The 23,735-nt window shown below is 35.6% G+C and carries 19 protein-coding genes; 10 read left to right on the forward strand and 9 right to left on the reverse strand.

Annotated features, from left to right (window positions below; translation table 11 throughout):
- Positions 1-81: 81 nt before the first annotated feature.
- Both secA and mutT read left to right on the forward strand, forming a co-directional pair.
- The gene (gene secA, locus B0X80_RS08565; RefSeq protein ID WP_077339482.1) at positions 82-2,763 is read left to right on the forward strand and encodes a preprotein translocase subunit SecA; all 2,682 of its coding nucleotides are present in this window, start codon (positions 82-84) and stop codon (positions 2,761-2,763) included.
- 86 nt (positions 2,764-2,849) lie between these two features.
- Positions 2,850-3,251 (forward strand): 8-oxo-dGTP diphosphatase MutT, encoded by a 402-nt coding sequence (mutT, locus tag B0X80_RS08570; RefSeq protein WP_077339483.1) that lies wholly within the window; start codon positions 2,850-2,852, stop codon positions 3,249-3,251.
- 33 nt (positions 3,252-3,284) lie between these two features.
- Here mutT and yacG read toward each other — a convergent pair whose 3' ends face one another.
- The 9 genes from yacG to B0X80_RS08615 all read right to left on the reverse strand — a co-directional run bounded on the left by yacG (position 3,285) and on the right by B0X80_RS08615 (position 11,584).
- Positions 3,285-3,521 (reverse strand): DNA gyrase inhibitor YacG, encoded by a 237-nt coding sequence (gene yacG / locus B0X80_RS08575; protein ID WP_077339484.1) that lies wholly within the window; start codon positions 3,519-3,521, stop codon positions 3,285-3,287.
- Positions 3,522-3,577: 56 nt separating this feature from the next.
- A complete protein-coding gene (gene zapD / locus B0X80_RS08580; protein WP_077339485.1) occupies positions 3,578-4,324 on the reverse strand; it encodes a cell division protein ZapD in 747 nt (248 codons plus the stop codon).
- Positions 4,325-4,479: 155 nt separating this feature from the next.
- Entirely contained in the window at positions 4,480-5,088 is a 609-nt protein-coding gene (coaE, locus tag B0X80_RS08585; protein WP_077339486.1) for a dephospho-CoA kinase, read from the reverse strand.
- A gap of 43 nt (positions 5,089-5,131) precedes the next feature.
- Positions 5,132-6,028 carry a prepilin peptidase gene (locus B0X80_RS08590; protein WP_077339487.1) on the reverse strand — a complete coding sequence of 299 codons (897 nt, stop codon included), beginning with the start codon at positions 6,026-6,028 and terminating at the stop codon, positions 5,132-5,134.
- Between the two features lie 111 nt (positions 6,029-6,139).
- Complete coding sequence (locus B0X80_RS08595; protein ID WP_077339488.1) at positions 6,140-7,390, reverse strand: type II secretion system F family protein; 1,251 nt, start codon at positions 7,388-7,390, stop codon at positions 6,140-6,142.
- A gap of 63 nt (positions 7,391-7,453) precedes the next feature.
- On the reverse strand, positions 7,454-9,085 hold the full coding sequence (gene pilB / locus B0X80_RS08600) for a type IV-A pilus assembly ATPase PilB (protein ID WP_425439700.1): 1,632 nt from the start codon (positions 9,083-9,085) through the stop codon (positions 7,454-7,456).
- Positions 9,086-9,340: 255 nt separating this feature from the next.
- A complete protein-coding gene (locus tag B0X80_RS08605; protein WP_077339490.1) occupies positions 9,341-9,772 on the reverse strand; it encodes a pilin in 432 nt (143 codons plus the stop codon).
- A 312-nt stretch (positions 9,773-10,084) separates the two neighbouring features.
- Entirely contained in the window at positions 10,085-11,062 is a 978-nt protein-coding gene (nadC, locus tag B0X80_RS08610; protein WP_077339491.1) for a carboxylating nicotinate-nucleotide diphosphorylase, read from the reverse strand.
- Complete coding sequence (locus B0X80_RS08615; RefSeq protein ID WP_077339492.1) at positions 11,063-11,584, reverse strand: retropepsin-like aspartic protease family protein; 522 nt, start codon at positions 11,582-11,584, stop codon at positions 11,063-11,065.
- A 46-nt stretch (positions 11,585-11,630) separates the two neighbouring features.
- Between B0X80_RS08615 and ampD the strand changes: the two genes are divergently transcribed.
- From ampD to B0X80_RS08655, 8 genes are all read left to right on the forward strand, one after another.
- Positions 11,631-12,263, forward strand: coding sequence for a 1,6-anhydro-N-acetylmuramyl-L-alanine amidase AmpD (gene ampD, locus B0X80_RS08620; RefSeq protein WP_077339494.1), 633 nt, complete (start codon positions 11,631-11,633; stop codon positions 12,261-12,263).
- Between the two features lie 105 nt (positions 12,264-12,368).
- Entirely contained in the window at positions 12,369-13,205 is an 837-nt protein-coding gene (ampE, locus tag B0X80_RS08625) for a beta-lactamase regulator AmpE (RefSeq protein WP_077339496.1), read from the forward strand.
- A 333-nt stretch (positions 13,206-13,538) separates the two neighbouring features.
- On the forward strand, positions 13,539-14,312 hold the full coding sequence (gene pdhR / locus B0X80_RS08630) for a pyruvate dehydrogenase complex transcriptional repressor PdhR (protein WP_077339498.1): 774 nt from the start codon (positions 13,539-13,541) through the stop codon (positions 14,310-14,312).
- A gap of 160 nt (positions 14,313-14,472) precedes the next feature.
- The gene (aceE, locus tag B0X80_RS08635) at positions 14,473-17,157 is read left to right on the forward strand and encodes a pyruvate dehydrogenase (acetyl-transferring), homodimeric type (protein ID WP_077339500.1); all 2,685 of its coding nucleotides are present in this window, start codon (positions 14,473-14,475) and stop codon (positions 17,155-17,157) included.
- Positions 17,158-17,183: 26 nt separating this feature from the next.
- Positions 17,184-19,196 (forward strand): pyruvate dehydrogenase complex dihydrolipoyllysine-residue acetyltransferase, encoded by a 2,013-nt coding sequence (aceF, locus tag B0X80_RS08640; RefSeq protein WP_077339502.1) that lies wholly within the window; start codon positions 17,184-17,186, stop codon positions 19,194-19,196.
- A gap of 209 nt (positions 19,197-19,405) precedes the next feature.
- A complete protein-coding gene (lpdA, locus tag B0X80_RS08645; protein WP_077339504.1) occupies positions 19,406-20,839 on the forward strand; it encodes a dihydrolipoyl dehydrogenase in 1,434 nt (477 codons plus the stop codon).
- Between the two features lie 107 nt (positions 20,840-20,946).
- A complete protein-coding gene (locus B0X80_RS08650) occupies positions 20,947-22,893 on the forward strand; it encodes an alpha/beta hydrolase family protein (RefSeq protein ID WP_077339506.1) in 1,947 nt (648 codons plus the stop codon).
- Between the two features lie 278 nt (positions 22,894-23,171).
- Entirely contained in the window at positions 23,172-23,648 is a 477-nt protein-coding gene (locus tag B0X80_RS08655) for a YHS domain-containing (seleno)protein (protein WP_342743282.1), read from the forward strand.
- Positions 23,649-23,735: the final 87 nt, after the last annotated feature.

Below are 23,735 nucleotides of genomic sequence, written 5' to 3' on the forward strand. Positions count from 1 at the left end.
TACATATTATTGAGTATATAGTTAGTTTACTAATTATATTAATTTTAGGCGGAAGATTTCTTCCATAAGTGGTTTAACAAGATGTTTGTAAAGTTAATAACAAAGCTGTTTGGTAGTCGTAACGATCGATTATTAAAACAAATGAGAAAAGAAGTAGCGAAAATTAATGCATTAGAGCCGGCAATTGAAGCATTAACCGATGAAGAATTAAAAAATAAAACAGCTGAGTTTAAAGAACGTCTTGCTAATGAAGAAACCTTAGATAGCCTTTTACCTGAAGCTTTTGCTGTTGTTCGTGAAGCCAGTAAACGTGTTTTTGGTATGCGTCATTTTGACGTTCAAATGATCGGTGGCATGGTGCTTAATCAAGGTAAAATTGCCGAGATGAGAACAGGTGAGGGTAAAACCCTAACTGCAACACTACCGACTTATTTAAATGCGCTTACAGGAAAAGGCGTTCACGTAATTACTGTAAACGATTATCTTGCTAGTCGTGATGCGGACTGGAGTCGACCTTTATTTGAGTTTTTAGGAATGACAGTTGGTTGTAATATTCCAGGCTTAATGCCACAGGAAAAACAAGCAGCATATCAAGCCGATGTTACCTACGGTACGAACAATGAATTTGGTTTTGATTATCTTCGCGATAACATGGCGTTTTCACCAGAAGAACGTTCTCAAAAGCCGTTACATTTTGCTATTATCGATGAAGTTGATTCGATACTTATTGATGAAGCACGTACTCCTCTTATTATTTCTGGTCAAGCGGAAGATAACGCAGAGTTATATAAAGTTATCAATACTGTAGTGCCTACGCTAGAGCAACAAGCAGAAGAAGATAAAGAAAACGAAGCAAGTACTGGCGATTTCACTATTGATGAAAAAGCTAAGCAAATCTATTTAACAGAGCGTGGTCAAATACGTATTGAAGAAATTATGCAAGAAAAAGGGTTGATCCAAGAAGGTGACTCTTTATTCTCTGCAAGCAATATAACCTTGTTACATCATGTAATGGCTGCACTTCGTGCTCATAAACTTTTCCAAAAAGATGTAGATTACATTGTTAAAGAAGGCGAAATTGTTATTGTTGACGAACATACAGGTCGTACAATGGAAGGTCGTCGTTGGTCAGAAGGTTTACATCAAGCGGTTGAAGCGAAAGAAGGTGTAGATATTCAAAATGAAAACCAAACATTAGCATCAATCACTTTCCAAAATTTCTTTAGATTATATGACAAGCTATCAGGTATGACAGGTACAGCTGATACTGAAGCATTTGAATTTAATCATATATATGGTCTTGAAACCGTTATTATTCCAACAAATCAGCCAATGATACGTGATGATCGTTCAGATTTAATCTATCTAACTGCTGAAGAAAAGTTTGAGGCTATTTTAGAAGATATTAAAGGTTGTGTAGAACGTGGACAACCTGTACTTGTTGGTACTATTAGTATCGAAACCTCAGAGTTTTTATCAAACTTTCTTAAAAAAGCTAAAATTAAACACAAAGTACTAAATGCTAAGTTCCATGAGCAAGAAGCAGAAATTGTTGCTGATGCAGGTAAAATTGGCGCAGTAACTATTGCAACTAACATGGCTGGCCGCGGTACAGATATTGTTTTAGGTGGTAACTTAAACGCTATTCTTGCCAAACTAAATAACCCGTCAGAAGAGGCAATAGCAAAAGCTAAAGCTGAGTGGCAAGAACAACACGAAAAAGTGTTAGCTATCGGTGGTTTGCATATTATAGCAACAGAGCGCCATGAGTCTCGTCGTATTGATAACCAGCTACGTGGTCGTGCAGGTCGTCAGGGTGATGCAGGTTCTACACGCTTCTACTTATCAATGGAAGATGGCTTAATGCGCATTTTTGCCTCTGAGCGTATTGGTAACATGATGCGTAAGTTAGGTATGGAACATGGCGAAGCTATAGAGCATCCTTGGGTTACAAAAAGTATTGAAAATGCTCAACGTAAGGTTGAAGGTAGAAACTTTGATATGCGTAAACAGCTGTTAGAGTTTGATGATGTAGCTAACGATCAACGTAAAGTTATTTACGAACAACGTAATGAACTGATGGACGAAGCTGAAATATCTGACGTTATTACCGCTATTCGTGCCGATGTTGTTAATGGATTAATTGATCAGCATATACCACCACAATCATTAGAAGAAATGTGGGACGTTGAAGGCTTAGAAGAGCGTTTAAAAGGTGACTTAGCACTTGAATTACCTATTGCACAATGGCTTAAAGAAGATAGTAAATTACACGAAGAAACCTTACGTGAAAAAATACTAGAAACAGCAAATACCGTTTATGCAGAAAAAGAAGCGGTTGTTGGCAGCGATGTTATTCGTCAATTTGAAAAAGCCGTTATGCTACAAAGTTTAGATTCTCATTGGAAAGAGCATTTAGCTGCAATGGATCATTTACGTCAAGGTATTCATTTACGTGGCTATGCACAAAAGAACCCTAAACAAGAATACAAGCGTGAATCGTTTGAGCTATTTTCCGAGCTTTTAGAGAACTTAAAATATGATGTAATAGGTATTTTAAGTAAAGTTAAAATTCAAGCTGAATCTGATGTTGAAGCGGTAGAAGAGCAACACCGTAAGGCGGAAGAAGCACCTAAAGAATTTACTCATGAATCTTCTAGTTCAGCTACTGAACCTCAAGAAACAAGACGAGTTGGCAGAAATGAAGTTTGCCCTTGTGGTTCAGGCAAAAAATATAAACAATGTCACGGTAAATTAACTTAGATACTATTTATAGTTTATATAAACTTAAAGCCAGTCAATAGACTGGCTTTTTTATAATATTTTTTAATTTCAAAAGAAGAATAAAGATGAAAAAAATTGTTGAAGTTGCTGTTGGTGTTATTAAACGTAATAAGCTTTATTTTATGACTAAACGTTTAGAGCACGTACACCAAGGTGGAAAATGGGAATTTCCTGGTGGGAAGGTTGAAACCAATGAATTACCAGAATATGCATTAAACCGTGAGCTTAAAGAAGAAGTCAATATTGATGTACTAAGTAGTAGCCCATTAATCACCATCAATCATGATTATGGCGATAAAGCCGTATCTTTAATTGTTTATTTAGTGGAAAATTTTTCAAATGAACCTAAAGCACTAGAAGGACAAAAAGAGGGATGGTTCACTTTTGAAGAATTACTGAGTTTAGATTTACCTGACGCAAATAAAGGGATTTTAGATGCGTTAAAAAGTATAGATGAAGCTGAATAATAAAGGGTTTATAAGTGACTAATTAACTCAGTATTATTCAGGCTCAACAAAAAATTTGTTATGTTGTAAAAACTCACCTTCTAAAGCATCTAACATTTCTTCAGTGATTTCTTGGTTAGGATCAATGTTTTGAGCTATTTTGTGGCCTTCATCAGCCCATTCGCCTAAATCAATGAGTTGACAACGTTTACTACAAAACGGTCTATATGTGCTTTCTGGTTGCCAAATAACATCATTTTTACAGGTAGGGCATGAAACTGTCAGGGACATAAGGAAACTCTTTAAATAAATAATTTGAGTATTATAAAATTAAATAACGCTAAGTGCTAACACTTTGCTAGCTCAAAATTTGTTGGCTGATTTAAATAACGCCTGCCCATTTCATTGCAGGGCACAACAAAACGAATTGAATATCTAAACTTATTTCCACTGACTGTAGGGTAAAAATTGGCATTGTTAGGTGTTTTAATTCTTAGTAGAAGTAAGTTTTCACCGTTGTCTTGATAAAAACCATTATCGGTTTCTATATTTTCAAACTCACCTCTTAATCGAATGAATTTTAACGTAAGACACAAGCTTAAAGAGATTGATGAAAATAAGTTGATCCACGATTTCATTTCTGCAACAAGTATGGGTTCGTCACGACTAAGCCAAAAGTGTAATTGAGGTAGATCAAACACACAAGTTCCACCTTGCATCGCAAACCTTTGTTTAAGCCCCGTAAGAAATTTTATTTCTCTATAATCTAGCCATTGTTGCTTAGTTTTTTTGAGTTCACACAATAACGTAATTGTTTGTTTAAGGTTCTTTTCTAAAAGTGAGGTATCAATATCAGGGGCTTGCGACCAAACAACTAAACTTTGTTCAAGCTTTTCGAGTTCTTTAATTAGATCACCACGTATATCGTTTCTCTCAAGCGTGTCTATTATTGAAAATAGCGCATTAAAATAAGTAATATGTGAAGAACTAATATTACTAGAAGAGCTCATATCTAAATGCTTAAACAATTGTTCAAGCTTTAAATAGTTACGAATACGTTCGTTTAGTGGGTGTTCAAATAATACTGATGACATAACAATTAACTAGACCTTAGAATGTCACCATCTTAGCGCTGCAAAGTTAAAATGGCTAATGTATTTCATAAAATCTTACACTTTACCGTGTTAACGGGCTGTTAAAGTAAAGTAAATTGGCTAATCTGGTTTTTTAACCAAACGATAATATAATTTTACTGTTCTTTTGCCATGCTAATGTAGATTTTATGAAGTTGTTCAACTTGTTTTTGAATTACGTTTAGATCACTTTCTGAGTTATCAATAATATCATCGGCGTGTTTTAATCTCTCTTCTCGCGATATTTGACTTGCTATAATTTTTTCAATAACGCTTTTCGCATTGTTATCTCGTTTTACCGTTCTTTCTATTTGTGTGGATCTATCAACGTCAATAACTAAAGTACGATTTACGTATTGAGTAAGTTTGTTCTCTAATAATAGGGGAGCCACTAAAATACAGTATTCACCTGTAGTTTCTGTAATTTTAGTTAATATAGATTCACGAATAAGAGGGTGTAATAAACTATTAAGCCATTGTTTTTCATGTTCTGAGCTAAAGATTTTATGGCGTAATTTAGATCTGTCTAAAGAGCCATCAGGTAATATGACATCAACACCAAAATGTTCCTTTATTTTTGCTAAGGCAGGTGTGCTAGGTTTGACTACGTCTCGTGCGATTATATCAGCATCAATAAGCTCAACACCTAGCTTATTAAACATATTCGCGACAGTGGTTTTTCCACTACCTATACCACCCGTTAAGCCAACAACAAATTTTTTCATAGTTTTAAGTCTTTATAGATTCGAAAAAGGTATTTATCTATGCCTATACGAGTGTGCTTAAATACCAGCCCCAGATGTTATTCCCCCATATCATAGTGATCCAACCTGCAATAGCTAAATATGGTCCAAACGGGATTGCTTGTTCACGTTGATGATTTTTAAATACCATTAAACTAATACCGATAACTGCGCCAACCGCTGAAGCCATTAATATCAACAAAGGGAGTAATTGCCAACCTATCCAAGCACCAAATAAAGCCACCAGTTTAAAATCACCATAACCCATGCCCTCTTTACCTGTTATTAACTTAAATAGCCAAAATACACAGTATAAGCTCATATAACCAGCAACGGCACCAATTACAGCATCTTGCAATGGTACAATTGCGCCATTGATATTTACAAGTAAACCTAGCCAAAGGAAAGGGAGAGTAATTTGATCGGGTAATAACATGTGATCAAAATCTATCATGGTTAAACAAATTAACGCATAAGTTAATAAAATAATAAATAATGCGGTACTCGTAACTCCATAATTAACGGCGATGATGGTACCTAAAAATGCTGTGGTTAATTCAATAATAGGATAGCGAACAGATATTTTATTTTTACATTGGCTGCACTTTCCTTTTAAAAACAACCAACTTATGACAGGAATATTCTCGTAAAAACGTATTAAATGACCACAGTTAGGACAGGTAGAGTTTGGCTTAGAAAGAGTTATTGCTGTTTCTTTTGTATCGGACTTATTTTCTTTTGTTTTAGGTAATTCATCCGCTAAAAATTCTCGGCACTCTTTATACCATCCTTGCTCCATGATTTTAGGCAAACGATAGATAACCACATTGAGGAAGCTACCAATTAACAATGAAAATAAAGCAACAACTGCATAAAAAATCATTAAGTTATTTTCAAAAGCAAACATTAAATCTGTAAACATTAATAACCTCAAATTAAAAATATTGTTCTAAAAAATTAAGCCATTCAAAAGAATGGCTTAATCATAAAATTATGAGTATATAAACTAGTGTTGTTGTTAATATTTAAAAAATTAAACAACCATACCTATTTGGAAAATAGGCAAGTACATCGCAATAATTAAGCCACCAATAACCACACCTAATACTGCCATAATCATAGGCTCTAATAATGCTGTTAAATTATCTACAGCGTCATCAACTTCGCGTTCATATACGGTAGCCACTTTTGATAGCATATCATCAACAGCACCAGACTCTTCGCCAATTGCCACCATTTGAATAACTAAATCAGGGAATATACTACAGTTACGCATAGCTAAATTCATTTGCATACCTGAGGTCACTTCAGAACGAATATCTAAAATTGCATCGCGGAATACGGCATTACCTGAAGCTCCAGCAGCTGATTGAAGTGCATCGGGTAAAGGTACACCCGCGGCAAAAGTAGTTGATAAAGTACGTGCATAACGTGCAACAGCTGCTTTTTTTAATAAATCGCCTATAACAGGTAGTTTAAGGATTTTTTTATCTACGTTATCTCTTAATTTTTGACTGTTTCTATGGGCGCGTTTAAATAAGAAACCTGCTAAAAATAAAGCACCTAACCCCATATACCAATAGGCTTGCATAAATTCTGATATACCAACAACAAATAAAGTAAAGGCAGGTAACTCAGCCCCGAAACTTGCAAAGATTTCTTGGAATACCGGAACAACAAAAATAAGTAAAATCGATGTAACAACTGCTGCTATTACCAAAACAGCAATAGGGTAGGTCATAGCTTTTTTAATTTTAGCTTTTAAAATTTCAGCTTTTTCTTTATACGTGGCTATTCGATCATAAATGGTTTCTAAAGCACCTGACTGCTCACCAGAATTAACTAAATCGCAATAAAGGCTATCAAAATACAAAGGATGTTCACGCAAACAATCAGATAAAGGTAAACCAGATTGTAATTTATTTCCTATTTCAGCTAAAAGTTTTTGCATTTTAGCATTGCTATGACCACTGCCTATCATTTCAATGGTTTGTACTAAAGGTACACCTGCACCTAACATAGTCGCAATTTGTCGGGTTATCGCTGCAATATCTCCTTGCGTAATGGCTTTTTCACCACTCATACCAAATAAAGGTTTAGGTTTTTTCTTAACTCTACCTGGCGTAATACCTTGTTTGCGTAATTGAGCTTTTAAAGCCATTAAACTAGGAGCTGATAATTCGCCCGATATTTTTTTACCTTTACGGTTAACTCCTTGCCAAATAAACACATCTAAGGCTTTTGGGGCGAGAATTTTAGCTTGTTTGGTGTTTGATACTGCCATGTAAAATTACCTAATTTTTATAGTTTGTATATCTAGTTTTTATCTACATTATTTTTATATTTTTTAAGAACTGGTTACCCGATTAATTTCTTCTAAGCTTGTAATTCCGTTCATTGCTTTTATTAAACCTGATTGACGTAAGTTATTAAAACCTTCTTTTTGGCATTGTTCTGCCACTTCTAAAGAGTTGCCACCTTCCATAATAATAGTTGCAATACTGTCTGTGATTTTAATGACTTCATATATGCCCACTCGGCCTTTGTAGCCCCCGGTGCAATGGTCGCAACCAACAGCCTTATAAATTTTTACTTGTGGAAGTTGTTCAGGTAAAAAGCCTTGTCGTAATAGTTCATGTTCTGGAATATGTTCTTCAACTCTGCATTGTGTACATAATCGACGAGCTAAGCGTTGTGCAATAATAATACTGACTGAACTCGCAACGTTATAAGCCGGAACGCCCATATTTAATAAACGGTTTAATGTTTCAGCAGCTGAGTTGGTATGTAATGTTGATAATACTAAATGACCTGTTTGTGCCGCTTTTATTGCAATTTCGGCGGTTTCTAAATCTCGTATTTCACCCACCATTACAATATCAGGATCTTGACGTAAAAATGAACGTAATGCACCTGGGAAGGTTAGCCCGGCTTTAACGTTAATTTGTACTTGGTTAATACCTTCTAAATTTATTTCTACAGGATCTTCAGCCGTTGAGATATTACGCTCAGGGGTATTTAAAATATTTAAACCGGTATAAAGAGAAACCGTTTTTCCTGAACCTGTAGGTCCAGTCACTAAAATCATACCTTGAGGCTGGTCAAGGGCTTCAGTGTAAATTTTCTTTTGTTCATCTTCGTAGCCTAGCATTTCAATGCCTAACATAGCACTTGAAGAGTCTAAAATACGCATTACTATTTTCTCTCCCCACATAGTAGGTAGCGTACTTACACGAAAATCGATAGATTTCTTCTTAGATAGCGCTATTTTAATACGGCCATCCTGCGGTACTCGGCGCTCAGCAATATCTAGCTTAGACATAACTTTTAATCGGGCAGCCATACGAGACGCGAGTTTAATACTCGGGCGAGAAACTTCTGATAAAATGCCATCAATACGAAAACGAATTCTGTAAGACTTTTCGTAAGGTTCAAAATGTAAATCTGAAGCACCTTTCTTAATTGCATCTAATAGTATTTTATTAATATAAACAACGATAGGGGCATCTTCTTTATCGCTTGTTACTGGGGCGTCCTCGACATCCTCTTGTACATCCATATTGGCGAGTTCTTCAGCATCAATGTCTGAAATGTCTAAGCTGTCACCTTCATCTTCTAAAACTTTATCTATGCATTGGTGTAAGGTAGTTTCGTCGGTTAAAACAAGCTCTGTGGTATAACCGGTGTTAAATTGAATTTCTTCTAAAGCATCTAAGTTAGTGGGGTCTGACATCGCAACAAATAGCACTTTACCACGTAAAAATAAGGGTAAAGCATTATGTTTTTTTATTAGGTTCTCATTACGAACGCCTTCAGGTACTAAAGTGGTGTCAAAGGTTTTAAGATCGATTAAAGGGTAACCAAAGGTGCGGGAAAGTATACTGGCAATATTTTTAGCGTCATATTTTTGGTCTTCAACCAAGAAACTGATAAAAGGTTTCTTTTGTTTAATAAAATCGGCATTAATCTTTTCAACCATATTGGTTGGAACAATATCGAATTTTGATAATGCGGAAAGTAAACTGGATTGTTTATGACTACCTTTCATATGCCTTTATGTACATCAATGAGTAATATACTGAGTGTACTTATTTTTGATGTAAAAACAAAGGATAGGTTAAAATTTAATAGTGAAATATATTAAAGACATAAAAAAAGCTTCAATTAGACGCTTTTTAATAATATAGAGGTTACTCTTGTGAAGTAACCTCTAGTTATGATTTGTTTATTTAAATTAACAAAGAGTTGTATCAGAACAAGTTCTAACCCATGAAACTTTGTTGTTAGCTAAAGTAGGCGTTAATGTTACTGTTGCACTATTTATACCTTGTCCAGCTATACCTGTAGCAACAATTGCACCATTAGTAGTTGCTATTGATGATACATAACCTGAAGCACCTACTGCAGCAATAGACCAACCATTACCCTGTGTACCATCAGTACAACCAGTCACTGTTGCTAAATCAAGAGCACATAATTCAACTTGTGTTTTAAGACCAGTGGTCGCTAGAACAACTTCTGAGAACTTGGCTTTAGTTGTATATTGTTGATAAGCAGGCAACGCAACCGCTGCTAAAATACCGATAATCGCCACAACGATCATCAATTCAATAAGAGTAAAACCTTTTGCTTTATTTACGTTATTAATTTTATTTAAAGTTTTCATAGTAAAATTTTCCATTAATTTTTACGGGGTTGTTGGATATATACTGCGACACTTTTTTAAAGATGTAAAACATTCTTATACATTTTTTTGCTTTTTTTTTGTTTTTTTTTAATATTTAGCATGTTTTTTACATTTTGTTAAAAAAGCTACTTTATTTTAACAACTTATCTCGGTTATTTATTTAGGTTTTTATCATATTGTATACAAATAAATAGATTTTATGTTTAATTAAACAGCAGCTCACGAGGTGAATACTATTTTTTAAGCTTTTTAAATTTGCAATTACTTAATAAAAGTTGTTGGGTATTTTGATTATGAAAATCGCATTGATAAATCTATGGCATTAACTTGTTTAGTGAGTGCACCTACCGAGATAAAGTCGATTCCTGATTTAGCGTAATCAGCTAATGTAGTTAGTGTCATATTGCCAGATACTTCTAATTGGGTTCTTTTTACTTCCCTTTGAGTTTTTGAATTTTCTATTCCTGAAGTGTCTAATATTAAGCTTTCTGCTGCTTGGTTACGTAATACAACCGCTTCTTCAATCATGGCATGGCTGAAATTGTCTAACATAATGATGTCGGCTTGGGCCGCTAATGCTTGATTAAGCTCATCAATGGATTCTACTTCTACTTCTACTTTTTTATCAGGGTGGTTTTGTTGTGCTCTATTGATTGCTTGCGTAATTCCACCACAAGCTGCTACGTGATTTTCTTTTATTAAGAAGGCGTCGAATAAACCAATACGATGGTTATAGCCACCACCACAAGTAACTGCATATTTTTGAGCATTACGTAATCCCGGTATGGTTTTGCGTGTATCTAATAATTTAGTGGTTGTATTTTTTAATGCTTTTACGTATTCACTTGTGATAGTTGCTGTACCTGATAGCGTTTGCACAAAGTTTAAAGCGGTACGCTCACCTGTTAATAATGTACGAGCGTAGCCTGATAACTCAAATAAGGTGGTATTGGCTGATATATGCTGTCCGTCATTTACAAACCATGTGATCGTTGTCGGTACAAATGTTAGATTTGGCTGACTTTCAGCAAGTTGTTGAGCAACAATAGCATCTAATTGTTTAAATACTTCGTTTACCCATGCTACACCACAAAAAATACATTTTTCTCGTGTGATCACGGTTGCGTGTGCTGTATCAGTTTCTGGAATTAATTCAGCGGTAATGTCAGTGCCATTATTTAAGTCTTCTTTAAGAGCAAAGGTAACTGTTTCTTTAATGTCATTTAGAAGTTGTGGAGTTATGTTTGTTGATAATTGAGATGCTTGCATTTATTTTTGTTCTCGTAATATGAGTGTTTTGCCACTTTGATGAAGTTCTAGCTGCTTTAATGCGCTCATGCCTAAAAGGATTTCATCACTGTTAAATGAAGGGTTAATATTCGCTTCTACATTATATAAGCTAATATCACCAATATTTAACTCGTTAATTTTTGAACGGTAAACTTGCGTATTACCATTGGCTGTAGATACTTGATAGCTATTATAACGTGGTAAGTTTAATTTTTCTGCTATATGTTCAGGAATAGAAACGTCAGTTGCCCCCGTATCAAGTAAAAAAATAACAGATTGTTGATTTATTTTACCTACGGTTAAGTAATGGCCTTGTTTATTTCTTTTAAGGTGGACTTCATTTAAGCCATTATCTGATAGGTAATTTTTTGGGGAGCTATTTGGGTTTTGTTGTTGTTCAAGTATTTCTTGAAAAAAAAACACAAGCAAACCAATAGCGAGTATCCAAGCAATCCAACCAAAATATTTGCCTATTTTGTTTGTTGTATCTTCTTCAGTCATAATACCCGTATTGTTTTAGTTTATTTTAAATAGAGACTGATATTGTATGACTAATGATTCGGTTAGCCAATTAAATGAAGGATATTTTCTTAATAAAAAAAGTAAGAAAATTGCTATAGATAATGGCTGGTTTAACTCTGATGCTAATGGTATTAAACATTTTCCTTCTCCACACTTTACTCCGAGAGAAGAGAATTGCGCTATAAGCTTATTGGTAGTACATAATATTTCTTTACCTCCTAAACAATTTGGTGGAGATCACATCACTGATTTTTTTCTCGGTAAATTAGATAAAGATACTCATCCTTATTTTGAAACTATTTATGAGATGAAAGTTTCTGCTCATTGTTTAATTAAAAGGGATGGGAGTTTACTACAATACGTTTCTTTTTTAGATAAAGCATGGCATGCGGGAGTTTCTTCTTATAAAGGTAGAGAAAAGTGTAATGATTTCTCTATTGGAATTGAGCTAGAAGGCGCTGATGATATTCTTTATACTGAAGAGCAGTATCAAGCATTAGCATTGGCATGCTTTTCAATTCAACAAGAATATCCTGAAATTAAAAATAATATAGCAGGGCACAATCAAATAGCACCCGGTAGAAAAACGGATCCGGGTGAAGCATTTGACTGGAATTATTTTTCTCGTTGTTTAGATATATATAGTTGTACCAAATAATTCAGGTATATTGAGTTTTGGTTATATTGAGTCAATTCGGCTCAAAATCTGTTTGAATTAACGTACTATTTAAACAGTTATTTTTTAACAAAAAGGTTGGTTTGTATGAGTTTAATCAGTTTATTAATTGCATTGTTATCAGAACGCTACTTATCAAATAAGTGGTGGCAATTTAATACCTATTATAAGCGTTATAGTAAACTGGCTTTAAATGATATTAAGGGGGACTCAAAAGATAAGTCTCCTATTATATTACTGTTATTTTTATTAGTGCCTACTGTGCTTTGCTATATTGTACTAACGCAATTGAATAATGATTTTTTATATTTAATCGCTTCAACGGTTATTTTAATTATTTGTTTTGGGTGTTTAGACACTCGTTCTATATATAAGCGTTATTTAGTCGCTGCCTTTCGCGGGGAAACCACAACGTGTGATCTTATTCATAAAGAGTTATTACAAAATAAACAGTTACCAGAAATGGGCTTTGGACAAGCTTTGGTTTGGCTAAATTATCGATACTTTATAGCCATAATGCTATTTTTTGTTATTTTTGGAGCACCCGGCGCTTTGTTTTATCGACTATTAACGAGCATAAATGAGCGCTGTGTTACCGTTAATAGTGAGCAAGAAGCACCCAACGTGTGTGTATCTAATCAATTACTTTTTATTATTGATTGGCTACCCGTAAGAATTATAGCCTTAGGTTATATGCTAGTAGGGCACTTTTCTAAAGCGATACCTATATGGTTAGGAAATTTGTTTGATCTTGAAATGCCGTCGTATGAAGCATTAGTTTCAGTCGCTCAAAAATCTGAAGACTTTATGGTTGACTCTCAAGACTGTACTGCTGAACCTTGTACCTTAGTAAGGCTAGCTAAAAGAACCTTGTTATTATGTTTAGCCTTTATTTCAATTCTTATATTAACGGGCGTGCTGTAGCTATTGTTGTTTTATTACAAACATCATTTATTTTTGCTTAGTAATCACGAAATAAAATATTAATGGAATATACAAATAATCAGGTTACCGTTTATAGGTATTAAGTTATTGTTATATTGTGTTTTTGATTGATATAACTCAATGGCGCTAGCGTTTTTTAAACGACCGTTTTAAGTTTTGACTCTAAAATTTTCCTTGGAAAATGGGGCGAATTAATCTATGTTACATTTACAAAACTGCAAAGTTTTGTTATTTTTACAACAAAATATCATTGGTAATACCAATTTACCAAGCTTTTTTTAGTTCGTTTAGGTTGTAGAGGTAATAAAAAAGATGTCGTATGGCAGTGTAAAAAAAGCAGTTAAACAGCCTAAGTTATCAGATGTTATTCAAGAACAATTAGAAACAATGATCCTTGAAGGCAGTTTACAACCAGGTGAAAAATTATTACCTGAACGTGAACTAGCAAAGCAATTTGATGTATCGCGACCTTCATTAAGAGAAGCGGTACAGAAACTAGAAGCAAAAAAATTAGTTACAAGAAAACAAGGTGGCGGAACCTTTGTTAGTCATACTATTTTGTCTGGCTTGTCAGACCCACTGTTTGAGCTAATGTCACAAAGTAATGAATCGCAATTTGATTTATTAGAGTTTAGACACGGTATAGAAGGCATGGCGGCATACTATGCTGCAATGCGTGGGACACAGGCTGATTTTGATGAGATTCAAAGAAAGCATGACAATATTGGTAATGTTCAGCTAGAAGATAGCTACAATCTTGAAGCGAATGCCGTATTTGATTTTTATATGGCTATTTGTGCAGCTTCGCATAATGCTGTTATTTTGCACTTAGCTAGAAGTATGAGAGCTTTGTTGGTTGATAATATAGAACAAAATTTAACAATGATGGCTAAGCGGCCAGATGTTTTTTCTCAGATAACGGATTATCGAAAACACTTGTTAGAGGCTATTATGAGTGGAAAGCCCCAACGTGCTTGGGGAGCTAGTCATAGTCATTTAGCTTTTATTGAAGAAGTTTTGTTGAAGCTGACCCAAGAAAATAGCCGGGTTGAGCGTTCAATGAGACGAATGCAAAGAAAAATATAGATGTAATATCTATACATTATATTTGATTAGTAATTTGTCGTTTACATGTAAACGTTAATTATTTTTTATGTTTAAACATTTTAAGTAAATTTTAATATTTAACTTTAATCCCAAAGCCACATATGTAGTGGCTTTAATAACATTTGGAGACAAAGTAATTATGTCTGAGCTCCCGAAAATTGATATTGATTCGTCAGAAACGCAAGAATGGTTAGAATCAATGGAGTCTGTTTTAGAAAATGAAGGGCCAGAGCGTGCTCATTTTCTATTGGAAAAATTAATTGATAGTGCACGCCGTAGCGGTACACATTTACCGTTTGATGCTAAAACAGCATACGTAAACACTATTCCACCAGGCCAAGAGCCTCATATGCCTGCAGACCAAACCATTGAATCGCGTATTCGTGCCGCAATTCGTTGGAATGCTTTAGTACTTGTATTACGTGCTTCAAAGAAAGATTTAGACTTAGGTGGTCATATTGGTAGTTTTGCTTCTTCAGCAACACTTTACGATGTAGGTTTTAACCACTTCTTTAAAGCAGCTTCAGAAAAAGACGGTGGCGATTTTATTTTTGCTCAAGGTCATATTTCTCCAGGTATATATAGCCGTGCATTTTTAGAAGGTCGCTTAACTGAGAAGCAAATGAATAACTTCCGTCAAGAATGTGATGGCGAAGGTTTATCATCTTATCCTCATCCACATTTGATGAAAGATTTTTGGCAGTTCCCTACAGTTTCTATGGGCTTAGGTCCATTACAAGCTATTTATACTGCACGTTTCTTAAAATATCTTACCGATCGTGGAATTAAAGATTGTTCAGGCCAACGTGTTTATTGTTACTTAGGTGACGGTGAAACTGATGAGCCAGAATCATTAGGTGCTATTGGTTTAGCGTCTCGTGAAGGTTTAGATAACTTATGTTTCGTTATCAACTGTAATTTACAACGTTTAGATGGACCAGTACGTGGTAACGGAAAAATCATTCAAGAACTTGAAGGTACATTCCGTGGCGCAGGTTGGGAAGTTGTTAAAGTTATTTGGGGTTCATACTGGGATGCATTAATCGCCCGTGATACTTCAGGTAAACTTTTACAATTGATGAGTGAAACAGTTGATGGTGAATATCAAAACTGTAAAGCGAAAGGTGGTAAGTACACTCGCGAAAACTTCTTTAATAAATACCCAGAAACAGCAGCATTAGTTGCTAATATGTCTGATGCTGATATTTACCGCTTAAACCGTGGTGGACATGATCCTGTTAAAGTTTACGCGGCTTACAAAAAAGCAATGGAAACTAAAGGTCGTCCTACTGTTATTCTTGCTAAAACCGTTAAAGGTTTTGGTTTAGGTGCATCAGGCGAAGCGCAAAACGTTGCACATAACGTTAAGAAAATGGATGTTGAATCTATTAAGAGATATCGCGATCGTTTCAATATGCCTATCGCTGATGATCAAATTGAAGATTTACCATTTTACAAATTCCCAGAAGATAGCCCAGAATACTTGTACATGAAAGCGCGTCGTGAAGCCTTAGGTGGTTCATTACCTGCACGTCGTGAACAAGCTGAAGAACAATTAGAAATGCCTGGATTGAAAATATTCGACGCTATTTTAAAAGGTTCTGGTGAACGTGAAGTTTCATCAACAATGACGTTTGTTCGCGTATTAAATGCTGTTTTAAAAGATAAGAAGATTGGTAAGCGCGTTGTTCCAATTATACCTGATGAAGCACGTACTTTCGGTATGGAAGGTTTATTCCGCCAAGTGGGTATTTACGCAAATGAAGGACAAAAATATGTTCCTCAAGATGCTGATCAAGTTGCTTATTACCGTGAAGACAAGAAAGGCCAAGTATTACAAGAAGGTATTAACGAACTAGGTGCTATGGCATCTTGGGTTGCTTCTGGTACGTCTTACTCTACTTGTAACGCGACAACTATTCCGTTTTACATCTACTACTCAATGTTTGGTTTCCAACGTGTTGGTGATTTAGCATGGGCAGCTGGCGATAGCCAAGCACGTGGTTTCTTATTAGGTGCTACTGCTGGTCGTACAACCCTTAACGGTGAAGGTCTACAGCATCAAGATGGACATTCACATGTTCAAGCTAACTTGATCCCTAACTGTGTGACTTACGATCCAACATACGGTTATGAAGTTGCCGTTATTGTTCAAGACGGTTTACGTCGCATGTATGGTGAAAACGAGAATGTTTTCTACTACATGACATTAATGAATGAAAACTATCAACATCCAGCAATGCCTGAAGGTGCTGAGGGCGAGCAAGTTGCAAAAGATATCATCAAAGGTATTTATAAATTAGAAACTGTTGCTGCTAAAAAATCTGCTGCAAACGTTCAGTTATTAGGCTCTGGTACTATTTTATTACAAGTGCGTGAAGCTGCTCAAATTCTTGCTAAAGACTATAACGTTTCAAGTGATGTTTACTCAGTAACATCTTTCAACGAATTGGCCCGTGAAGGTCAAGAAGTTACACGTTGGAATATGCTTAACCCTGAAGCAGCACAAAAAACTGCTCACATTGGTACTGTCATCACTAAAGCCGCAGGTCCTGCTATTGCTGCAACCGATTATGTTAAATCATATTCAGACCAAATTCGTGCCTTTATCGATACAGATTACCGCTGTTTAGGTACTGATGGTTTTGGTCGTTCAGACAGCCGTGCTAACTTACGTACTCACTTTGAGGTGAATGCTGGTTATGTTGTTGTTGCTTCATTATATGAATTAGCTAACCGTGGTGAAGTTGAGAAGAGTGTTGTTACTGAAGCGATTAAACGCTTTAACATTAACACAGATAAACTTAACCCACTTTACTCTTAATTTAGACTAGAGAAGGAATCAAAGATATGTCTGATATTCAAAAAATTCTAGTCCCTGATGTTGGTGGCGAAGAAGTTGAAATTATCGAGATTTGTGTTGCTGTTGGCGACACATTAGAAGCTGATGAAGGTATTGTAACGGTTGAAACTGATAAAGCTTCAATGGATATTCCTGCACCTTTTGCTGGAGTACTATCGAGTCTTTCAGTATCTGTTGGCGACAAAATTAAAGAAGGCGATGTAATTGGTGAATTAAAAGCGTCAGGTGCAGAGGCTTCGGCTGAAGCTCCTGTTGCTGAAGCACCCGCTGCGCCTGTAGCTGAAATGCCTGCTGTTGAAGCTCCATCTGCTCCTGCTGCACCAGTTACTTCAAGCGCAAGTGAAGTTATTGATGTAGCTGTACCTGATATAGGTGAAGATGGCGAAGTTGATGTTATTGATGTACTCGTGGCTGTTGGTGATGTAATTGAAGCGGAAGACGGTTTAATTACTTTAGAAACTGATAAAGCAACAATGGACGTACCTTCAACACATGCGGGTACAGTTAAAGAAGTTTACATTTCAAATGGCGACAAAGTTAAACAAGGTACGCTTGTTATTAAACTAGAAACTTCTGGTGGTTCTGTTGTTGCTGAAACTGCACCAGCTGCACCTGTATCTGAAGCCGCGCCTGTTGTATCGGCTCCAGTAGCACAAGCTGCTGCACCGGTTGCCACTGAAAGTGCAATTATTGATATTGTTGTGCCAGATATTGGTGAAGATGGTGAAGTAGACATTATTGATGTACTTGTTGCTGTTGGTGATGAAATCAATGAAGAAGATGGCTTAATTACATTAGAAACAGATAAAGCAACAATGGACGTACCTTCTTCACATGCTGGTACGGTTAAAGAAGTTTTAGTTGCTGTTGGTGGTAAGGTTAAAAAAGGCTCTTTAGTTATCAAGCTAGAAACTAGTAGTGGAGCACCCATTGCTTCAGCTGAAGCCTCATCTGTTGAAGCTCCTGCTGCTGCAACAAGTGCTGTAGTTCAAGCGCCTGTTGAAGCTCCTGCTGCTACTAAGTCAGCACCTGTTCCACATCATCCTCAAGCTGGCACATATAAAGCGACAGGGGCAATTTATACGTCACCTTCAATTCGCCGTGTTGCTCGTGAATTTGGTGTTGATTTAACCTTAGTTAAGGGGACTGGTCGTAAAGGGCGCATTCTTAAAGAAGATGTTCAATCGTATGTTAAATATGAATTGTCTCGTCCTAAAGCGAATGCAGGTAGCTCTGTTGCAAGTGGTGAAGGTGGCTTGCAAGTTGTTAGTGCTAAAACTATTGATTTCTCTAAATTTGGTGAAATTGAAACAAAAGCCTTAACACGTATTCAGAAAATTTCTGGACCATTCTTACATCGTAACTGGGTAACCATTCCGCATGTTACTCAATTTGATGAAGCTGATATTACAAATGTTGAAGCATTCCGCAAAGAACAAAATGTTGTTTGTGAAAAGCAAAAACTTGGTTTTAAAATTACACCACTTGTGTTTATTTTAAAAGCAGCAGCAGATGCTTTACGTGCCTACCCAACATTTAACTCTAGCTTAAGTGAAGATGGCGAAAGCTTAATTCTTAAGAAATACATCCACATTGGTGTTGCTGTAGATACACCAAATGGATTGGTAGTTCCTGTTGTTCGTGATGTTGATAAAAAAGGTATTTACGAATTATCTCGTGAGCTTTTAGAAATCAGCGTTAAAGCACGTGAAGGAAAACTTAAAGCAGCAGACATGCAGGGCGGTTGTTTTACTATTTCTAGTTTAGGTGGTATTGGCGGTACAGCATTTACTCCAATTGTTAATGCACCAGAAGTCGCTATCTTAGGTGTTTCTAAATCTGAAATGAAACCTAAGTGGAACGGAAAAGACTTTGAGCCTAAGTTAATGTTGCCATTGTCTATGTCTTATGACCATCGCGTAATTGACGGTGCTCTTGCTGCAAGATTCACTGTGCATTTAGCAGGTGTAATGTCAGACATTAGAAAGCTTGTTTTATAAATAGCAAACTCTATTGTTGAATTAGTTCGGCAACATAACTTAACAGTAATATCCACTGAAAGTTTTTATGTTGCCGACATTATCAGCATAAAAGATAGAGATTTTGGTCAAGTTTAAGTAGACTTCTTGCCAGAATAATAAAAAACATTCTTGATTGTGCTTGTTTATTAATTAGCACAATGAATATTCATACGTAAATTGAGGTTAGCATGAGCAACGAAATTAAAACTCAAGTAGTAGTTTTAGGAGCAGGCCCTGGTGGTTATTCAGCAGCATTCCGCGCTGCCGATTTAGGTTTAGATGTAGTATTAGTTGAAAGTCGTGAAACACTTGGCGGTGTTTGTTTAAATGTTGGTTGTATTCCGTCAAAAGCATTATTGCACGTAGCTAAAGTTATTGATGATGCTGCAGCTATGGCATCTCACGGTGTAACTTTTGGCAAACCAGAAATTGATTTAGATAAGATTCGCGGTTGGAAAGAAAGCGTAATCGGCCAATTAACAGGTGGTTTAGGCGGAATGGCTAAAGCACGTAAAGTAAATACTGTTTACGGTTACGGTAAATTTACAAGTGATAAAACTATCGCTGTTGAAGGCGCTGACGGCAAAGTAACAACAATTACATTCGACAATGCAATTATTGCTGCTGGTTCTTCAGTGGTTGATTTACCTTTTATACCAACAGAAGATCCTCGTGTTATCGATTCTACAGGCGCTTTAGAACTTAAAGATGTGCCAGAAGAGTTGTTAGTATTAGGTGGTGGTATTATCGGTTTAGAAATGGGTACAGTATATAAAGCGTTAGGTTCTAACGTTTCTGTGGTTGAATTTGCAGACCAACTTGTACCTGCTGCTGATAAAGACATCGTTAAAATTTATACTAACTACAATAAAGCTAAATTCAACATTATGTTGTCTACTAAAGTTGTTGCAGTTGATGCGAAAGACGATGGCTTATATGTAACATTTGAAGGTAAGAACGCTCCTGAAGGTCAGGTTCGTTACGACAAAATTTTAGTTGCTGTTGGCCGTAAGCCAAATGGCCACTTAGTTGATGCTGATAAAGCTGGTGTAAATGTTGATGAGCGTGGTTTTATCAATGTAACTAACGAATTACGTACTAACGTAAATCACATCTTCGCAATTGGTGATGTAGTTGGTCAACCTATGCTTGCTCACAAAGCTGTTCATGAAGCACATTGTGCAGCTGAAGTGATTTCAGGTAAGAAACACACGTTCGAACCTCGTTGTATTCCTTCAATCGCTTATACTGATCCTGAAATGGCTTGGGTTGGTGTTACAGAGCGTGAAGCTAAAGAACAAGGTTTAAACATTGAAGTTGCTAACTTCCCTTGGGCAGCTTCTGGACGTGCTATCGCTTCTGCACGTACTGAAGGTAAAACTAAGATGATCTTTGAAAAAGAAACGGGTCGTGTTCTTGGTGGTGCTATTGTCGGTATTAACGCTGGCGAAATGCTAGGTGAAGTTTGTTTAGCGGTTGAAATGGGCGCTGATGCTGAAGATGTTGGTTTAACTATTCATGCTCACCCAACGTTAAACGAATCTATTGGTTTAGCGGCTGAGATCTTTGAAGGTTCAATCACAGATTTACCTAATGCTAAAGCAGTAAAAAAGAAAAAATAATATTTTAAACTGTTAATTTTTAATGAAAAGCCAATATTTATATTGGCTTTTTTGTTTTTATTCGTCAAAATAAAAGTTTATATTTTAAAATCAACAAGGATGTATTAATGAAGAGTTTATTCATTTTAGCAATTACTTTGTACAGTATTGCTTTCAGCAGTTTCTCCGCCCAAACAAAGCTTTCCTATAAAGACTTCGGTGTTTTACCAATGTTCCAAGATCCATCTGTTTCTCCAGAAGGTAACAAAATAGTTGCCATCTACAATACAGAAGATGGGCCTAGTGTTGTGGTTAGTGATTTTGGTGGACAAGAAATTACGACTCTTGTTAAGTTGAAAAAAGCTAAAGATAGAATAGATAATGTTTATTGGATAAATGAGAAACGTGTTTTAGTTTCTGCAAGTTATTCTGAAAGAATTGTTGATCGTTACTTTAGAATGACGCGTTTGTTTGCTATTGATATAGACGGTCAGAACTTACGAGAAATTAAACAAAGAGGCAGAAGAGACTTAAACAATTGGGAAAAAATTGCAGCAGGTGATGTGAGTTTAGTTTCTTTACTCAAAAACGATAAAGAACATATTTTAGTTCAGTTATACGATAAACGAGATAAAGATCACGCTGTTTTTAAATTTAATGTTAACGACGGTAGTTTAGAGAAGTTATTTGCTAATACATATAATGTTCACACTTGGGTAGTAAACAGTGAAGGTGTTGTTGTATTTGGTTACGGCACAGATAAAGTTGAAAGTGATGTAAGAACGATTTGGTATCGTAAAGATGCATCATCCAAATGGACCCTTTTACATAAGCAAAAAGCTTATGCTGGGGAAACCTTTGAGCCTAAGATTGTGCAAGACAATAAGTTGTTGGTTATCAGTGACAGAGAAACTCGCAGAGCCTCTTTATGGCAGTACGACATAGCAAAAGGTGAGTTTGAAAAAATTATTTATAGTCATGAAAAATATGATGTTGAGGGTGTTATATATACAGCTGATAGAGATAGAGTCTTAGGTGTTTATTATTTTGATAACTTCCTTAGAAGTCATTATATCGAAGACGCTAATAATAATATTGCGACATTAGTTAAGAATACATTTAAAAACTTCGAAACAAGCATATATAGTCTTAGTCAAAACAAGCAAAGAATGCTTATTTTAGCTGCCAGTGATAATAGCCCAAGTAAATTTATTTGGATGGATTTGAATGTTAAAAAAGCAGGGATTTGGTTTACACAATACCCTTATTTAGAAAAGAAAAACTTCCCTAACGTAACTCCTTATAGCTATAAAGCTAAAGATGGAACGGAGCTTTCAGGTTATTTAACTTTACCACATAATGCGAGTCCAGAAAAAACACCTGTAGTTGTATGGCCACATGGTGGTCCAATCGGTGTGCGTGATTACCAATATTTTGATACCTTTGTTCAATTCTTTGTAAATCAAGGTTATGCGGTTTTACAAATGAACTATCGAGGCTCTGGTGGCTTTGGATCTGATTTCCAAGTATCGGGTTATCGGGAGTGGGGGAAATTAATGCAAGAAGATGTATATGATGCATTTGATTGGTTAAAATCTCAAAAACTGGTTAACACAAATAATGCTTGTTTAGCCGGTTATAGTTATGGTGGTTATGTGGCATTAACAGCATCTTTTCAAAAGCCAAATACATTTAAATGTATTATAAGTGTTGCCGGCGTAAGTGACTTACTTGAGTTGGCTGAAGATGATTATCGATGGGAAGGTAGTTTACGTGCTCATGTTATCAATGAAATTGGTGACCCTTCAAAAAGTGACATTGCCAAAGAATTAGCAAATGTATCTGCAATTAATCATCTTGATAAAATAAAAGCACCTATTCTTCTTCTGCATGGGACTTATGATACACAGGTTAGATTAGATCAATCGAGCAACTTTTATGAGAAAGCCAAAAAAGCGGGTATTGATGTGGAATACACTGAATATAAATACGGAACACATTATTTAGATGAACCTGTTAATCGCATGGATGCATTTAAGAAAATAGGTGAGTTCTTAGAAGAGCATTTAGATTAGAATCGTTCAAAGTAAGTGGCTTAAAGATAAAGATTGCTGTATCAAAGAAGCTAATTATCATTAACCGTTTGAAACGAATATAAAAAGTCTTCTTACCAAAAAGTGGTCTTAGTTAGCTGACACTATTTCAAAGCACCTATTTAGGTGCTTTTTTCATTTTTGGCCTTAATGTGGAGAGTAGGCGTTTCATTAGGACTTTAATAAATTTATTAACCTATGAAATAAAAGTCCTTTATAACCTATCTTATAAGTAGTTATTTATTTTTAAGGAAATGAAGATGTTTTTAGTTAAAAAGTCAGCTCAATTAGCTACCTTTATGATGATGTTTTTTAGTTTATCTGCTTTCGCAGTTGATGATGCCGTAAATACCGGTCGTTTCAATACTATCGCTATTGATGGTTACGATACTGTTGCTTATTTTACACAAAATAAAGCTATTGAAGGTGATAAAGCTTTTCAGGTGAAATGGCGAGATGCTTATTGGTATTTTGACAATAAAGAAAACAAAGCGCTCTTTATAGCTAATCCAGAAAAGTATGCACCGCAATATGGTGGTTGGTGTGCTTACGCTATGGCAAATGAAGGTGATACGGTTCGTACAGATCCTGAAGCTTTTCATATTTATGAAAATAAGCTTTATTTAAATTATAGTGAAGGTGTTCAAAAAAGGTGGCTTGAAGATAAGCTAATTAAAATTGAAGATGCAGATCATTACTACCCACTAGAAACTAATGTGAATAGTTTTCATGAATAACATATTGTATACGGCTATAAGGTATTTTGTGTAACTGCTAAGTTTAAATAACCTCAAGTTGGATTAAATAACTTCTTTTCAATGGTC

Origin of the sequence: Pseudocolwellia agarivorans (assembly GCF_002000085.1) — a bacterium.
In the GTDB taxonomy this organism is placed as follows: Bacteria; Pseudomonadota; Gammaproteobacteria; order Enterobacterales; family Alteromonadaceae; genus Pseudocolwellia; species Pseudocolwellia agarivorans.

Excerpts from the sequence above, each read along its gene's own strand:
- secA (WP_077339482.1), top strand. The coding sequence starts at position 82 with ATGTTTGTAAAGTTAATAACAAAGCTGTTTGGTAGTCGTAACGATCGA.
- mutT (WP_077339483.1), top strand. The coding sequence starts at position 2,850 with ATGAAAAAAATTGTTGAAGTTGCTGTTGGTGTTATTAAACGTAATAAG.
- yacG (WP_077339484.1), bottom strand. The coding sequence starts at position 3,521 with ATGTCCCTGACAGTTTCATGCCCTACCTGTAAAAATGATGTTATTTGG.
- zapD (WP_077339485.1), bottom strand. The coding sequence starts at position 4,324 with ATGTCATCAGTATTATTTGAACACCCACTAAACGAACGTATTCGTAAC.
- coaE (WP_077339486.1), bottom strand. The coding sequence starts at position 5,088 with ATGAAAAAATTTGTTGTTGGCTTAACGGGTGGTATAGGTAGTGGAAAA.
- B0X80_RS08590 (WP_077339487.1), bottom strand. The coding sequence starts at position 6,028 with ATGTTTACAGATTTAATGTTTGCTTTTGAAAATAACTTAATGATTTTT.
- B0X80_RS08595 (WP_077339488.1), bottom strand. The coding sequence starts at position 7,390 with ATGGCAGTATCAAACACCAAACAAGCTAAAATTCTCGCCCCAAAAGCC.
- pilB (WP_425439700.1), bottom strand. The coding sequence starts at position 9,085 with ATGGTTGAAAAGATTAATGCCGATTTTATTAAACAAAAGAAACCTTTT.
- B0X80_RS08605 (WP_077339490.1), bottom strand. The coding sequence starts at position 9,772 with ATGAAAACTTTAAATAAAATTAATAACGTAAATAAAGCAAAAGGTTTT.
- nadC (WP_077339491.1), bottom strand. The coding sequence starts at position 11,062 with ATGCAAGCATCTCAATTATCAACAAACATAACTCCACAACTTCTAAAT.
- B0X80_RS08615 (WP_077339492.1), bottom strand. The coding sequence starts at position 11,584 with ATGACTGAAGAAGATACAACAAACAAAATAGGCAAATATTTTGGTTGG.
- ampD (WP_077339494.1), top strand. The coding sequence starts at position 11,631 with ATGACTAATGATTCGGTTAGCCAATTAAATGAAGGATATTTTCTTAAT.
- ampE (WP_077339496.1), top strand. The coding sequence starts at position 12,369 with ATGAGTTTAATCAGTTTATTAATTGCATTGTTATCAGAACGCTACTTA.
- pdhR (WP_077339498.1), top strand. The coding sequence starts at position 13,539 with ATGTCGTATGGCAGTGTAAAAAAAGCAGTTAAACAGCCTAAGTTATCA.
- aceE (WP_077339500.1), top strand. The coding sequence starts at position 14,473 with ATGTCTGAGCTCCCGAAAATTGATATTGATTCGTCAGAAACGCAAGAA.
- aceF (WP_077339502.1), top strand. The coding sequence starts at position 17,184 with ATGTCTGATATTCAAAAAATTCTAGTCCCTGATGTTGGTGGCGAAGAA.
- lpdA (WP_077339504.1), top strand. The coding sequence starts at position 19,406 with ATGAGCAACGAAATTAAAACTCAAGTAGTAGTTTTAGGAGCAGGCCCT.
- B0X80_RS08650 (WP_077339506.1), top strand. The coding sequence starts at position 20,947 with ATGAAGAGTTTATTCATTTTAGCAATTACTTTGTACAGTATTGCTTTC.
- B0X80_RS08655 (WP_342743282.1), top strand. The coding sequence starts at position 23,172 with ATGTTTTTAGTTAAAAAGTCAGCTCAATTAGCTACCTTTATGATGATG.